Annotated in this window: 17 protein-coding genes; 7 read left to right on the forward strand and 10 right to left on the reverse strand. The window is 51.5% G+C overall.

Translation table 11 applies throughout. From position 1 onward, the window contains the following. Position 1: 1 nt before the first annotated feature. Positions 2-277 carry a DNA-directed RNA polymerase subunit omega gene (rpoZ, locus tag ACU8XX_RS00290; protein WP_000135058.1) on the reverse strand — a complete coding sequence of 92 codons (276 nt, stop codon included), beginning with the start codon at positions 275-277 and terminating at the stop codon, positions 2-4. A gap of 54 nt (positions 278-331) precedes the next feature. Further along, entirely contained in the window at positions 332-955 is a 624-nt protein-coding gene (gmk, locus tag ACU8XX_RS00295) for a guanylate kinase (protein ID WP_001295237.1), read from the reverse strand. A 257-nt stretch (positions 956-1,212) separates the two neighbouring features. Between gmk and ligB the strand changes: the two genes are divergently transcribed. Further along, positions 1,213-2,895: an NAD-dependent DNA ligase LigB gene (gene ligB / locus ACU8XX_RS00300; protein ID WP_000870047.1), complete on the forward strand. Its 1,683-nt coding sequence runs from the start codon at positions 1,213-1,215 to the stop codon at positions 2,893-2,895. On the opposite strand, the gene ACU8XX_RS00305 is transcribed toward ligB, so the two are convergent. From ACU8XX_RS00305 to ACU8XX_RS00315, 3 genes are all read right to left on the reverse strand, one after another. Then, a complete protein-coding gene (locus tag ACU8XX_RS00305) occupies positions 2,892-3,509 on the reverse strand; it encodes a trimeric intracellular cation channel family protein (protein WP_000924289.1) in 618 nt (205 codons plus the stop codon). The two genes, ligB and ACU8XX_RS00305, sit on opposite strands and share 4 nt — an antisense overlap. A 290-nt stretch (positions 3,510-3,799) precedes the next feature. Beyond that, entirely contained in the window at positions 3,800-4,624 is an 825-nt protein-coding gene (dinD, locus tag ACU8XX_RS00310) for a DNA damage-inducible protein D (RefSeq protein WP_001300958.1), read from the reverse strand. A 220-nt stretch (positions 4,625-4,844) separates the two neighbouring features. Continuing rightward, positions 4,845-5,708, reverse strand: a complete 864-nt coding sequence (locus ACU8XX_RS00315) for a YicC/YloC family endoribonuclease (protein ID WP_000621336.1) — start codon at positions 5,706-5,708, stop codon at positions 4,845-4,847. Positions 5,709-5,834: 126 nt separating this feature from the next. Here ACU8XX_RS00315 and rph point away from each other — a divergent pair, with 126 nt between their 5' ends. Together rph and pyrE are read left to right on the forward strand one after the other, a co-directional pair. Then, positions 5,835-6,551, forward strand: coding sequence for a ribonuclease PH (gene rph / locus ACU8XX_RS00320; protein WP_001247089.1), 717 nt, complete (start codon positions 5,835-5,837; stop codon positions 6,549-6,551). 65 nt (positions 6,552-6,616) lie between these two features. Beyond that, the gene (pyrE, locus tag ACU8XX_RS00325; RefSeq protein WP_000806177.1) at positions 6,617-7,258 is read left to right on the forward strand and encodes an orotate phosphoribosyltransferase; all 642 of its coding nucleotides are present in this window, start codon (positions 6,617-6,619) and stop codon (positions 7,256-7,258) included. A 36-nt stretch (positions 7,259-7,294) separates the two neighbouring features. Here pyrE and slmA read toward each other — a convergent pair whose 3' ends face one another. From slmA to coaBC, 3 genes are all read right to left on the reverse strand, one after another. Beyond that, positions 7,295-7,891 (reverse strand): nucleoid occlusion factor SlmA, encoded by a 597-nt coding sequence (gene slmA / locus ACU8XX_RS00330; RefSeq protein ID WP_000818601.1) that lies wholly within the window; start codon positions 7,889-7,891, stop codon positions 7,295-7,297. Positions 7,892-7,997: 106 nt separating this feature from the next. Beyond that, positions 7,998-8,456, reverse strand: a complete 459-nt coding sequence (gene dut / locus ACU8XX_RS00335; protein ID WP_000976070.1) for a dUTP diphosphatase — start codon at positions 8,454-8,456, stop codon at positions 7,998-8,000. After that, positions 8,434-9,654 carry a bifunctional phosphopantothenoylcysteine decarboxylase/phosphopantothenate--cysteine ligase CoaBC gene (gene coaBC, locus ACU8XX_RS00340; protein WP_000050139.1) on the reverse strand — a complete coding sequence of 407 codons (1,221 nt, stop codon included), beginning with the start codon at positions 9,652-9,654 and terminating at the stop codon, positions 8,434-8,436. Before coaBC ends, dut begins: the two co-directional genes overlap by 23 nt. Positions 9,655-9,825: 171 nt before the next feature. On the opposite strand from coaBC, the gene radC reads away from it, so the two are divergent. The 4 genes from radC to mutM all read left to right on the forward strand — a co-directional run bounded on the left by radC (position 9,826) and on the right by mutM (position 12,042). Further along, on the forward strand, positions 9,826-10,494 hold the full coding sequence (gene radC / locus ACU8XX_RS00345) for a RadC family protein (RefSeq protein WP_001297375.1): 669 nt from the start codon (positions 9,826-9,828) through the stop codon (positions 10,492-10,494). Between the two features lie 216 nt (positions 10,495-10,710). Then, the gene (gene rpmB, locus ACU8XX_RS00350; protein ID WP_000091955.1) at positions 10,711-10,947 is read left to right on the forward strand and encodes a 50S ribosomal protein L28; all 237 of its coding nucleotides are present in this window, start codon (positions 10,711-10,713) and stop codon (positions 10,945-10,947) included. Positions 10,948-10,967: 20 nt separating this feature from the next. After that, positions 10,968-11,135, forward strand: a complete 168-nt coding sequence (gene rpmG / locus ACU8XX_RS00355) for a 50S ribosomal protein L33 (RefSeq protein WP_001051798.1) — start codon at positions 10,968-10,970, stop codon at positions 11,133-11,135. Positions 11,136-11,232: 97 nt separating this feature from the next. Further along, entirely contained in the window at positions 11,233-12,042 is an 810-nt protein-coding gene (gene mutM, locus ACU8XX_RS00360) for a bifunctional DNA-formamidopyrimidine glycosylase/DNA-(apurinic or apyrimidinic site) lyase (protein ID WP_001114529.1), read from the forward strand. 38 nt (positions 12,043-12,080) lie between these two features. Here the strand turns inward: mutM and coaD are convergent, their stop codons facing one another. Both coaD and waaA read right to left on the reverse strand, forming a co-directional pair. After that, complete coding sequence (gene coaD, locus ACU8XX_RS00365) at positions 12,081-12,560, reverse strand: pantetheine-phosphate adenylyltransferase (protein WP_001171873.1); 480 nt, start codon at positions 12,558-12,560, stop codon at positions 12,081-12,083. A 7-nt stretch (positions 12,561-12,567) separates the two neighbouring features. Beyond that, complete coding sequence (gene waaA / locus ACU8XX_RS00370) at positions 12,568-13,845, reverse strand: lipid IV(A) 3-deoxy-D-manno-octulosonic acid transferase (protein ID WP_000891562.1); 1,278 nt, start codon at positions 13,843-13,845, stop codon at positions 12,568-12,570. Positions 13,846-14,023 lie beyond the last annotated feature (178 nt).

Genomic DNA, 14,023 nt, shown 5'->3' on the forward strand with positions numbered 1-14,023 from the left:
ATTAACGACGACCTTCAGCAATAGCGGTAACGGCTTGTAATTCAGCGGCTTCCTGCTCTTGCTGTTCCTGGCGTTCGCGAACGTCGAGGATCTGGTTGTTGATCAGACCTTCTTCGATTTCGCGTAGCGCGATTACAGTGGTTTTATCGTTTTCTTCCGGTACCAGCGGATCCTTTCCGCCTACCTGCATCTGACGAGCGCGACGCGCGGCGACCAGTACCAGGTCAAAACGGTTACCAATTTTCTCTACAGCGTCCTGAACAGTTACGCGTGCCATACTTAAAAAGCTCCACAGGTGAAGAAATGACTGGGCATGATACTGAAATCAGGTTCAGTCTGCCAACAATTTGCTGATTAAAGCGTCATGACGCTGCTTTTGGCGGCTCATGCGCAGACGTTCGGCGCGAATAATGGTCTTCAAATCGGTCAACGCGGTATCGAAGTCATCATTCACAATCAGGTAATCATATTCGGCGTAATGGCTCATTTCTGCAACAGCTTGCGCCATACGCTTTGCAATGACCTCTTCGCTGTCCTGACCGCGACCGCGTAGACGGCGGTCCAGTTCAATTTTAGACGGCGGTAAAATAAAGATACTCCGCGCGTGCGGCATCTTCTGGCGAATTTGCTGCGCGCCCTGCCAGTCGATATCGAGAAAAACATCGACACCGGTCGCCAGTACTTGCTCAATGGCCTCACGCGAAGTGCCATAGTAATTACCAAAAACTTCTGCGTGTTCGAGGAACGCATCTCTGCTAATCATTTCTTTAAATTCATCATGATTAACAAAGAAATAATGTTCACCGTGGACTTCACCAGGACGCGGTTGGCGTGTGGTGTGTGAAACAGAAACCTGGGTGTCATACAACGGTTGGGTTTTTAATAAAGCCTGAATCAGGCTGGATTTACCCGCGCCACTGGGGGCAGAAACAATATAAAGCGTGCCTTGAGCCATGAGTATCTTTCGTATGTGATTAGCGAAATAAAGCCTACATACGAGCTTATTATACACGGCGCGGCCATGTGACGTAGCCCTTGCTCACACTTTTTGCGCAAAGTTGTTGCGTTTTGCGTAGCTGCTTCCGCATTTGCCTGTCATTCACTGCAATAAAGACGATTTTCAGGAAGCGTCCTCGCAGACTCCGTTTTTGCCACTCGGCTTTGCTTTCATCACGTTGTATATCTGCCTGACTACCTACAGCGGAGGTGATGATGAAAGTATGGATGGCGATATTAATAAGTATCTTGTGCTGGCAATCATCTGTGTGGGCGGTCTGTCCGGCCTGGTCGCCAGCCAGAGCACAGGAAGAAATTTCCCGCCTGCAACAGCAAATAAAACAGTGGGACGATGACTACTGGAAGGAAGGAAAAAGTGAGGTGGAAGACGGTGTTTACGATCAGTTAAGCGCCCGTCTTACGCAGTGGCAACGCTGCTTTGGGAGCGAGCCCCGCGACGTGATGATGCCGCCTTTAAATGGTGCGGTTATGCATCCGGTTGCCCATACGGGTGTACGCAAAATGGTGGATAAAAACGCATTAAGTCTGTGGATGCGAGAACGTAGCGATCTTTGGGTGCAGCCAAAAGTTGATGGCGTTGCGGTAACCCTGGTTTATCGGGACGGGAAACTGAACAAAGCAATCAGTCGCGGTAATGGCCTGAAAGGCGAGGACTGGACGCAGAAAGTTAGCTTAATTTCCGCTGTGCCGCAAACCGTTAGCGGGCCTTTAGCCAACAGTACGCTTCAGGGGGAAATATTTCTCCAGCGCGAGGGGCATATCCAACAACAAATGGGGGGAATAAATGCCCGCGCAAAAGTTGCTGGCTTGATGATGCGCCAGGACGATAGCGACACGCTGAATTCTCTGGGCGTTTTTGTCTGGGCATGGCCGGATGGACCGCAGTTAATGTCTGATCGTTTAAAAGAGCTGGCTACCGCAGGTTTTACTCTAACGCAGACGTATACCCGTGCGGTGAAAAATGCTGATGAAGTTGCGCGCGTACGCAATGAGTGGTGGAAAGCGGAATTACCCTTCGTCACCGATGGCGTAGTTGTACGAGCGGCGAAAGAGCCAGAATCCCGCCATTGGCTACCGGGCCAGGCAGAGTGGCTGGTGGCCTGGAAATATCAACCTGTAGCTCAGGTTGCCGAAGTGAAGGCAATTCAGTTTGCGGTGGGTAAGAGCGGTAAAATATCGGTGGTTGCGTCACTCGCACCTGTCATGCTGGATGATAAAAAAGTCCAGCGGGTGAATATTGGTTCCGTCAGGCGCTGGCAGGAGTGGGATATTGCGCCTGGTGATCAGATTCTCGTCAGCCTTGCCGGTCAGGGTATTCCTCGCATTGATGATGTGGTGTGGCGCGGTGCAGAACGTACAAAACCGACACCGCCAGAAAACCGCTTTAACTCGTTGACCTGCTACTTTGCTTCTGATGTTTGTCAGGAACAGTTCATTTCACGCTTAGTCTGGCTGGGGGCAAAACAGGTTCTTGGGCTGGATGGCATTGGTGAGGCCGGCTGGCGCGCGCTGCATCAGACTCATCGCTTTGAGCATATCTTTTCCTGGCTTTTATTAACGCCAGAGCAATTACAGAACACGCCGGGGATCGCGAAAAGTAAAAGTGCGCAGCTATGGCATCAGTTTAATCTGGCTCGTAAGCAGCCTTTTACTCGCTGGGTGATGGCAATGGGAATACCGCTAACCCGGGCGGCGCTTAATGCCAGTGATGAACGGTCCTGGTCGCAACTTTTATTTAGCACGGAGCAGTTCTGGCAGCAGCTGCCGGGCACTGGATCGGGGCGCGCCAGACAGGTTATTGAATGGAAGGAAAATGCGCAAATCAAGAAGCTGGGCAGTTGGCTGGCTGCCCAGCAGATCACAGGTTTTGAACCTTAGTGTCCTTCGTGGCTGTAGTAAAAGACCGGTAATCCCAGCTTAAGGCGTAGCGCCAGTAAGCGGGCAAAAAAGCCGAATACCAGGGTGGAGATAATTACCACATCATGATTAGAAACATAGTGTTGCAGCGCGATGTACAGCACGGCGGAGGCAAATGAGACACCGGCATACAACTCTTTCTGGAATACCAGTGGGATGCGTTTACAGAACATATCGCGCAAAACGCCGCCAAACACGCCGGTGGTTACCGCCGCGACAACGGCAATAATTGGGCCGTGCCCCATATCCAGTGCAACCTGTGCCCCGATGATAGAAAAGACCACCAGTCCGAGCGCATCGAGCACCAGAAACACTTTGCGCAGGTAAGGCATTACAGGAGCAACGATAGTGGTGAGTACTGCGGCGGTAGCGACGATAATCACATATTCCGGGTGTTTGACCCAGCCGAGCGGATAGTGGCCCAGCAGAATATCGCGCACTGACCCTCCGCCAATTGCGGTGGCGGTCGCAATAATAATTACGCCAAATGTATCCATGCGCCGTCGTCCGGCCGCCAGCGCCCCCGTCATGGCTTCGGCAGTAATGCCAACCAAATACAAAATGTGTAACAGCATGGTTCTCTCCCTAAAAATCTGTCTGGCAGGGTAGCGATTTGTGCGCATTGTCACGATTGAGATTTTTTAAGGTGAGGGGAAATTGATAACTTGTAGTTATGTGAAATCGCTATTTTCTGTAGCAGAGATGCATTCTTCTGACTTCTTGTCTGAGAAAATGCATAAGAAAAAATAGGTTAAAACTGAGGGGGGAAAAGAAAGGTGCAATATTTAGCCATTGTGTTCACTGCACCTGGACCTTGGCTTACGCATCGGGTGTCTCAATCAACAAAAAGAGTTTTTAGTTTCTGCTATTTCTTCTCTGTAATTTTTACACTGTTTTCCAACTGCTTGATGCTGACCTGCGGGGTCGGCAACTCCTCAGGCATGGTTCCGCCAAGTTCCTGAATGGTTTGCCTCACCTTGCGACCCACGTCAAAGTGTGTGGTGTTTGCTTGCTGTTTTGAATTCACGCCATCCCGCTTGAGTTTTTCTTCTGTTTGGGTAGCTCGAAAGAGATTAGCCGCCAGTTCTGTTGAACCCATATGATCCAGGATCTTCTGATTCTTTTTCAGCCCCTTCCGCTGATGAATAGCTTTCTGATCTAATCCACCATACAGCCCCCGGTAACCATGATTCTGAAATATGGCGAAATCGATAGCTGTCGCTCCCCCAGCTTGCTGCGCTGCCTCAACCAATTGTTTGTTATGTTCTTTCAATTCATTTCTCAGAAAAAGACGCTTTTCGTCTTCACGAAGTTGCCTGAAAGCTTCATCGTCAGCCAGCTCCTGCCGTCGGGTCTGGATAGCAAAATAAGTTTGCCCTGCCGCAATAACCGGTTTCGCAGGGTCGCCGTTTTGTACTACCAGGTAACAGGCATAGCGGGAGAGATGAACATCTTCAAGTTCTCGTTGAGCCCCTGAACCTAATACAACCATTTTGGTGGTTTCAACGAAATGGTCAGATGCAGCTTGATTGCTGGCTTCGCACGCTTGAGTCGCGCGGGCCAGTACCTTTTGAAAATTGCGCCAGTCCCGATAATCCAGTAACGGTGCCAATTCTCTAGCTGACCAAAATTCTTGCCCTTCAGTGCCATAATGCCGTATTTCTTCAAAAGGTTGATGATGTTCGTTCATTGCCCACTCCATGTGATATCGATTGCAAAGAAAGTAAATCTGTAACTGTATTTATATACAGTTGTGAGTATCTCACGTTCTCAGTGTGCTGGGCAAAAAAACATCGCAAAATCTGGAGCAGGCACGCAAAACAGAATTGAAGTTGCGGGGAAGAAAAATGCCGCTCTGTTTGAGTGGGCGGCATTTGTGAAGGCTGAAAAGTAAGAATTAGTGTTACGAGTTACTCAATATTCTGAATCTGCTCGCGCATCTGCTCAATCAACACTTTCAGCTCGATGGCGGAGTTTGTCACTTCGGCATTGATAGATTTCGACGCAAGAGTGTTCGACTCGCGGTTGAATTCCTGCATCATAAAGTCCAGACGACGACCAACGGCTTCTTTTTTCTTCAGAATGTTGTAGGTCTCTTTGACATGCGCTTCCAGGCGGTCCAGTTCTTCGGCAACGTCAATTCGTTGTGCCAGCAGAACCAACTCCTGCTCCAGACGGTTGTTTTCCAACTGAACCTGAGCATCTTCCAGCTTCGCGACCAGACGCTCACGCTGCCATTGCAGGATTTCCGGCATATGGGCGCGGACTTTGACCACTTCGGCGGTGACGCCTTCCAGACGCTGCTCGATCAATGCTTTCAGTGCCTGACCTTCGGTTTCGCGCGCGACAATAAAGTCGTCCAGCGTACCATCCAGCGCCGCGAGAATTTCAGCGGCAATGGCGTCGAGATCCTGCTCCTGGGCTGCCATCACGCCCGGCCAGCGCAGAATATCAACCGGGTTGATTTCCCCTTCGTCACTCTGCATTTTTACCCAGTTCGCGGCAGTTACCAGCTGTTTAGCCAGTTTTTCATTGAGGATCAGCTCACCTTGTGCGCTAACATCTGGCTCATAGCGCAGGGTACATTCCACTTTACCGCGCGTCAGGCGAGAACGAATACGCTCGCGAACGACAGGTTCAAGGCTACGGAACTGCTCCGGCAGACGAAAGTAAGTTTCCAGATAACGCTGGTTTACCGAGCGCATTTCCCAGGTTGCGCTCCCCCATTCACCCTTGATTTCACGCCGGGCGTAGGCGGTCATACTGCGGATCATAGACGTTCCTGTTTATAAAAGGAGAGGTGGAAGGATTATAGCCATCGATGCCTTGTCAGGATAGGAATAACCGCCGGAAGTCCGTATAATGCGCAGCCACATTTGTTTCAAGCCGGAGATTTCAATATGCGTCCAGCAGGCCGTAGCAATAATCAGGTGCGTCCCGTTACCCTGACTCGTAACTATACAAAACATGCAGAAGGCTCGGTGCTGGTCGAATTTGGCGATACCAAAGTGTTGTGTACCGCCTCTATTGAAGAAGGCGTGCCGCGCTTCCTGAAAGGTCAGGGCCAGGGCTGGATCACCGCAGAGTACGGCATGCTGCCACGTTCTACCCACACCCGTAACGCTCGTGAAGCGGCGAAAGGTAAGCAGGGTGGACGCACAATGGAAATCCAGCGTCTGATCGCCCGTGCTCTTCGCGCGGCAGTAGATTTGAAAGCGCTGGGTGAGTTCACCATTACGCTGGACTGCGACGTGCTTCAGGCTGATGGTGGCACGCGTACCGCGTCGATTACGGGTGCCTGCGTGGCGCTGGCAGATGCGCTACAGAAGCTGGTGGAAAACGGCAAGCTGAAAACCAACCCGATGAAAGGGATGGTAGCCGCAGTTTCTGTCGGTATTGTAAACGGTGAAGCAATTTGCGATCTGGAATACGTTGAAGACTCAGCCGCAGAGACCGACATGAACGTAGTGATGACCGAAGACGGGCGCATCATTGAAGTGCAGGGGACGGCAGAAGGCGAGCCGTTCACCCATGAAGAGCTACTCACCTTGTTGGCGCTGGCCCGAGGGGGAATCGAATCCATTGTAGCGACGCAGAAGGCGGCGCTGGCAAACTGATTTTTAAGGCGACTGATGAGTCGCCTTTTTTTTGTCTGTAGAAAAGTAAGATGAGGAGCGAAGGCATGAAACCATATCAGCGCCAGTTTATTGAATTTGCGCTTAGCAAGCAGGTGTTAAAGTTTGGCGAGTTTACGCTGAAATCCGGGCGCAAAAGCCCCTATTTCTTCAACGCCGGGCTGTTTAATACCGGGCGCGACCTGGCACTGTTAGGCCGTTTTTACGCTGAAGCATTGGTGGATTCTGGCATTGAGTTCGATCTGCTGTTTGGCCCTGCTTACAAAGGGATCCCGATTGCGACCACTACCGCCGTGGCGCTGGCGGAGCATCATGACCTTGACCTGCCGTACTGCTTTAACCGCAAAGAGGCAAAAGACCACGGTGAAGGCGGCAATCTGGTTGGTAGCGCGTTACAAGGACGCGTAATGCTGGTAGATGATGTGATCACCGCCGGAACGGCGATTCGCGAATCGATGGAGATTATTCAGGCTAATGGCGCGACGCTTGCTGGTGTATTGATTTCGCTTGATCGTCAGGAACGGGGGCGCGGCGAGATTTCGGCGATTCAGGAAGTTGAGCGTGATTACAACTGCAAAGTGATCTCTATCATCACCCTGAAAGATCTGATTGCCTATCTGGAAGAGAAGCCGGAAATGGCGGAACATCTGGCGGCGGTTAAGGCCTATCGCGAAGAGTTTGGCGTTTAAAGAAACTCGCCGGATGAAAAGTCATCCGGCGTCATATTACTGCAACTGCGCGGCAATTAGCGGCCAGCGGGCGTCAAAATCATCCGTCGGGCGGTATTTAAATTCGCTGCGGACAAAACGTGACAGCATACCTTCACAGAAGGCCAGGATCTGGCTTGCCAGCAGGGTTTCATCGGTGGTGTAACCTTCACCCTCACGCATTCTCTTTTCACGCAATACCTGACGCAGCTGCGCTTCAATACGCTCGAACAGCTGGTTGATACGCCCTTGCAGGCGATCCTGTTCAAACATCAGCGCATGACCAGTGAGGATGCGGGTCAGGCCAGGATTACGCTCACCAAAACCGAGAAGCAGCAACACAATCAGACGCAGGCGCGCTGTGGTGTCTTTCTCATCTTTCAGAATCAGGTTGATGCGAGTAATCAGGCTATCTTCGATAAACTCAATCAGGCTATCGAACATGCGGGTCTTACTGGGGAAGTGGCGATACAGTGCCGCTTCGGAAACGCCGACAGAGGCGGCCAGTTTTGCCGTCGTGATACGTTGGCTTCCATCGCTGGATTCCAGCATCAGCGCCAGAGACTGAAGTATTTCCTCGCGACGGTTCCTTTTCGCAGTTTGTTTTTCTGCCATGTTACAAAATACCCCTGAAAATAAGCACTTGCCAGGCGGCACCCACGCTATGACCGCAAACGAAATGTTTGCGGCTATGTTATGACGTTATTCGGATGCGTATGTGTTACTGACGACCAGAGTGACCAAAGCCGCCTTCACCGCGGTCGGTGGCGTCGAAATCTTCCACCAGATTAAATTCAGCCTGTACTACCGGAACAAAAATCATCTGGGCGATGCGTTCGCCAGGTTGAATGGTGAAGCTGTCCTGACCACGGTTCCAAACGGAAATCATCAACTGGCCCTGATAGTCAGAATCGATCAATCCTACCAGGTTACCAAGCACGATACCGTGCTTATGTCCCAATCCGGAGCGCGGCAGCATCATTGCCGCCAGTGAAGGATCGGCAATATGAATCGCCAGCCCGGTCGGAACCAGCGTAGTGTCACCCGGAGCCAGTTCTACGGCGTCGTCGAGACAGGCACGCAGGTCAAGTCCGGCAGAGCCAGAGGTGGCATAAGTCGGGAGCGGAAATTCCTTCCCAACGCGCGGGTCCAGAATCTTAACGTCGATTTTTTTCATCATAACGGGTCACGATCTCGTCGAGTAATAATTGGCCAAGGAGCTCTTTGCGCTCAAGCGGTAAGACTTTATCTCCGTCCTGCCAGAAAAGGTGTAATGCGTTGTTGTCGCTGTTAAATCCTTGAGTTGGCTGGGAAACATCGTTCGCGCAGATCAGATCAAGGTTTTTACGGATACGTTTTTGCCGGGCGTATTCTTCCACATTATTTGTTTCGGCGGCAAATCCAACGACGTAGGGTCGATGGTCTTTTAGTGCGGCAACGCCTGCGACGATATCGGGGTTTTTAACCATTTTTATTGTTAATTCATCACCCTGCGTGGCCTGCTTTTTGATTTTTTCTGGGGCCACGGTAGCTGCGCGATAATCCGCCACGGCGGCGCAACCGATAAAAATATTTTGCTGCTGTACAGAAGCATTCACGGCGGCTTCCATTTCCAGCGCGGTCATCACATCAACACGTTTAACAAACGGTGGCGTCGGTAGTGAAACTGGACCTGATACCAGCGTGACGTTCGCGCCACGACGGGCAGCGGCGGCGGCGATAGCAAAACCCATCTTGCCGGAGCTGTGATTAGAGATATAACGCACCGGATCGAGCGGTTCACGCGTCGGACCGGCGGTAATCATAATGTTCAGATGTTTCAGGTCGTTGACGGGCGAAAAATGCGCCACCGCCATATCCACAATGGTTAACGGATCGAGCATTCGCCCAGGACCGATATCACCACAAGCCTGACTGCCACTGTCTGGCCCCCAGATGAGCAAACCACGGGAAGCAAGCACCTCTAAATTATGCTGCGTGGCAGCGGCACGGTACATCTGCTGGTTCATGGCGGGGAGCACGGCTACAGGCGCAGGTGTAGCCAGACAAATCGTCGATACCAGGTCATTCGCCATTCCGGCAGCAACACGGGCAATCAAATCTGCCGTGGCAGGGGCGAGAATCACTAAATCAGCCCATTTACCCAGCTCAATATGGCCCATAGCGGCTTCGGCTGCCGGGTCCAGCAAACTGTCGGAAACGGGATAACCAGAAACCGCCTGCAAGCTAAGTGGGGTGATAAAGGCTTTTGCCGCTTCGGTCATGGCTACGCGGACGTCGGCCCCGCGATCGCGCAAACGACGCACCAGTTCAGGGGTTTTATAGGCAGCAATACCGCCGCTAACGCCGAGAACGATTTTTTTACCGGCCAGGCTCATGTTGATTTTTCCTGTAGGGTGACACCAGAAGTTGGCGATTTTATCACAATACTTTTGTTGTCGTGCCTTCACCTGAGATTCACTTTGCGAGGCGCTTTCCAGGATTGAAAACTGGCCGTCGATTTAACGGAACGGCTATGACAGGATGCGAGCACCACAAAGGAGGTGAAGGTGAAAAACAATGCACAGCTGTTGATGCCGCGCGAAAAAATGCTGAAGTTTGGTATTAGCGCCTTAACGGATGTCGAGCTGCTGGCGTTATTTCTGCGTACCGGAACGCGCGGTAAAGATGTATTAACCCTGGCAAAAGAGATGCTGGAGAATTTCGGCTCTCTTTATGGCTTGTTAACCTCTGAATATGAACAATTTAGTGGCGTTCATGGAATTGGCGTAGCGAAATTTGCCCAGTTAAAGGGGATTGCTGAACTGGCGCGGCGTTACTACAACGTGCGGATGCGTGAAGAAAGCCCTTTACTCAGCCCGGAGATGACGCGGGAATTTTTACAAAGCCAGCTCACGGGTGAGGAGCGGGAGATCTTTATGGTGATCTTTCTCGACTCACAACACCGGGTTATAACGCATAGCCGTCTTTTTTCCGGCACGCTAAACCATGTTGAAGTCCATCCTCGGGAAATTATCCGCGAAGCGATAAAAATAAACGCCTCGGCGCTGATCCTTGCACATAATCACCCTTCGGGTTGTGCTGAACCCAGTAAAGCGGATAAACTCATTACTGAACGGATAATAAAGAGTTGTCAGTTCATGGATTTACGCGTGCTCGACCATATCGTGATTGGGCGTGGAGAGTATGTTTCTTTTGCCGAACGCGGCTGGATTTAACCCGCTATGCGCGATCCTTCGGGATCTTTGTCTGTTCGGGACTTGAGCACATCGCTGAGTCAGCGTATACTACGCCACCTTTGAGAATCTCGGGTTTGGCATTTGGGCCTGGCAATCGAGAGTTCACATAGAACTGCGATGACCGGGCTGTAAAGCCTGACGAGGCGCCAATACCCCATACGAAGCTCGAGCTAATTTGATTTTTGGAGAATAGACATGTCCCGAGTCTGCCAAGTTACTGGCAAGCGTCCGGTGACCGGTAACAACCGTTCCCACGCACTGAACGCGACTAAACGCCGTTTCCTGCCGAACCTGCACTCTCACCGTTTCTGGGTTGAGAGCGAGAAGCGTTTTGTCACCCTGCGCGTATCTGCTAAAGGTATGCGTGTAATCGATAAAAAAGGCATCGATACAGTTCTGGCTGAACTGCGTGCCCGTGGCGAAAAGTACTAAGTACTTAGAGGAAATAAATCATGGCTAAAGGTATTCGTGAGAAAATCAAGCTGGTTTCTTCTGCTGGTACTGGTCACTTCTATACCACTACGAAGAACAAACGTACTAAGCCGGAAAAACTGGAACTGAAAAAATTCGATCCAGTTGTTCGCCAGCACGTGATCTACAAAGAAGCGAAAATCAAATAATTCTCGCTTTGATGTAACAAAAAACCTCGCTCCGGCGGGGTTTTTTGTTATCTGCTTGCCCCCATATTGACTGCATCTGTTCATTCCTGGAGATGCTATGCCTGAATTACCCGAAGTTGAAACCAGCCGCCGCGGCATAGAACCGCATCTCGTTGGTGCAACCATTCTTCATGCAGTGGTGCGCAACGGACGCTTGCGCTGGCCGGTTTCAGAAGAGATCTACCGTTTAAGCGACCAACCAGTGCTTAGCGTGCAGCGGCGGGCTAAATATCTGCTGCTGGAGCTGCCTGAGGGCTGGATTATCATTCATTTAGGGATGTCTGGCAGCCTGCGCATCCTTCCAGAAGAACTTCCCCCTGAAAAGCATGACCATGTGGATTTGGTGATGAACAACGGCAAAGTGCTGCGCTACACCGATCCGCGCCGCTTTGGTGCCTGGCTGTGGACCAAAGAGCTGGAAGGGCATAATGTGCTGGCCCATCTTGGACCGGAGCCGCTTAGCGACGATTTCAACGGTGAGTACCTGCATCAGAAGTGCGCGAAGAAAAAAACGGCGATCAAACCGTGGCTGATGGATAACAAGCTGGTGGTAGGCGTAGGGAATATCTATGCCAGCGAATCTCTGTTTGCGGCGGGGATCCATCCGGATCGGCTGGCGTCATCACTGTCGCTGGCGGAGTGCGAATTGCTGGCTCGGGTGATTAAAGCGGTGTTGCTGCGTTCGATTGAGCAGGGTGGTACAACTCTGAAAGATTTTCTGCAAAGTGATGGTAAACCGGGCTATTTCGCGCAGGAATTGCAGGTTTACGGGCGAAAAGGCGAGCCGTGTCGGGTGTGCGGTACGCCGATTGTGGCGACTAAACATGCGCAGCGGGCAACGTTTTATTGTCGGCAGTGCCAGAAGTAATTCATGCGCGCCGGATGGCATACCATCCGGCATAAACGCTACGCTAACTTCGCCATCAGCGCCTGATGGACATTCTCCGGCAGGAAATGGGTGACATCGCCCTGATGGCGCGCCACCTCTTTCACCAACGATGAAGAGATAAACGACCACTCTTTCGACGGCATCAGAAACACACTTTCCAGTTCCGGCATTAAGTGGCGATTCATATGCGCCAGCTGCATTTCATATTCAAAATCCGCCACCGCACGCAGGCCACGAATCAGCACCGTAGCGTGTTGATTACGGGCGAAGTTCGCCATCAAATCACTAAACCCGACCACTTCCACGTTCCCCAGATGCGCGGTTGCCTGCTGTGCCAGCTCCACACGCTCTTCCAGGGTAAACATCGGTTTTTTACTGGGGCTGGCGGCAATCGCCAGAATAACGTGATCGAACATTTGCGTGGCGCGCGTCACGATATCGATATGACCATTGGTAATGGGATCGAAAGTACCCGGATAAATCGCCCGTTTTTGCATAACAACCTCAATGCGTTTTCGGTGGCAGGTAAGGTTCCAGCAGTTGAAGCAGACGCTGTAGCGCGCCCTGGTTTTGATACAGTACTTCAACGGCATGACGGCCATAGAAACTACGGTAATCGGCGTCGGTGAGTAAAGAGGAAACCTCTTTTGCAAGCGACGTGGCATCGGTAACGGTAATCAGCCCGCTTGCCTGCTCCAGCCGCGCGCAAATGTCTTTAAAGTTAAAAGTATGCGGCCCCATCAATACCGGAATAGCGTGTGCGGCAGCTTCCAGCGGATTATGCCCACCACGTTCAACCAGTGAACCGCCAACAAAGGCGAGATCGGCAATGCCGTACAGTAACATCAACTCGCCCATCGTATCGCCCACCACAACCTGCGTGCTGGTGGAGGGGACTTCCCCTGAAGAGCGTGTGATATAGCTTAGTCCAGCCTGGCGGACAAGATTAATCGCATCCGGGAAGCGTTCTGGATGACGGGGTACCAGGATGAGCAATAAATTCGGGAATTGCTGTAACAATGCCTGATGTGCGGCGATCACCACACTCTCTTCGCCTTCGTGAGTGCTGGTGGCAATCCATACCGGGCGGTGTGGTGCCCACTGGCGGCGCAGCGTCACGGCTTTAGCAGCCAACTGCGGCGTTACAGAAATATCGAATTTCAGGCTACCGGTAACGGTTACCTGGTTATTTTTTGCGCCCAGCGCCACAAAACGTGCACCATCTTCTTCATTTTGGGCGGCAATCAGCGTAATACGACGCAGCAAGCGACGGACGAATTTACCCAGTTTGGCATAACCTGCGGCCGAGCGGGCAGAGAGTCGCGCGTTAGCGATCACCAGCGGAATTTTACGTTTATGTAGCGCCGCAATCAGGTTAGGCCATAGTTCGGTTTCCATAATCAACACCAGTTTAGGGTCGACTTTATTCAGGAAACGGTTGAGCGCATCGGGCAGGTCATACGGCAGATAAACGTGCTGAACATCCTTCCCGAAAGCCGATTGTACGCGCTCCGAACCGGTTGGCGTCATGGTTGTAACGGTAATCGGTAAATCAGGATAACGATGACGCAGCGCGCGCACCAACGGGATCGCCGCCAGAGTTTCACCGACGGAGACGGAGTGCAGCATAATGCCGCCTGGTTTTAGCGGATGGCGGTAAAAACCGTAACGTTCACCCCAGCGTTTTCGATAGGCCGGAGCCTTACGTCCGCGCACCCAGAGCCGTATCCAGATCAGCGGCTGAATAAGGTAGAGAAGGGCGGTGTAAAGCAATTCGAGCATAGTAAATAGCTGACTTATGGATGTGCTGGGGATTCTATGTATTTAGCTGTGGCTTTACCATTACTTTTCCCGTTTTTGACTTAAATAGCAATTTACCCGCCAATTCTTGCTGAACATCTATACTTTTTTTGTATTTTTATGCGATTCATTGATTTCTGCTGTACGTGCAGGAAGGAAT

The organism is Escherichia sp. MAL-1 (assembly GCF_052948035.1).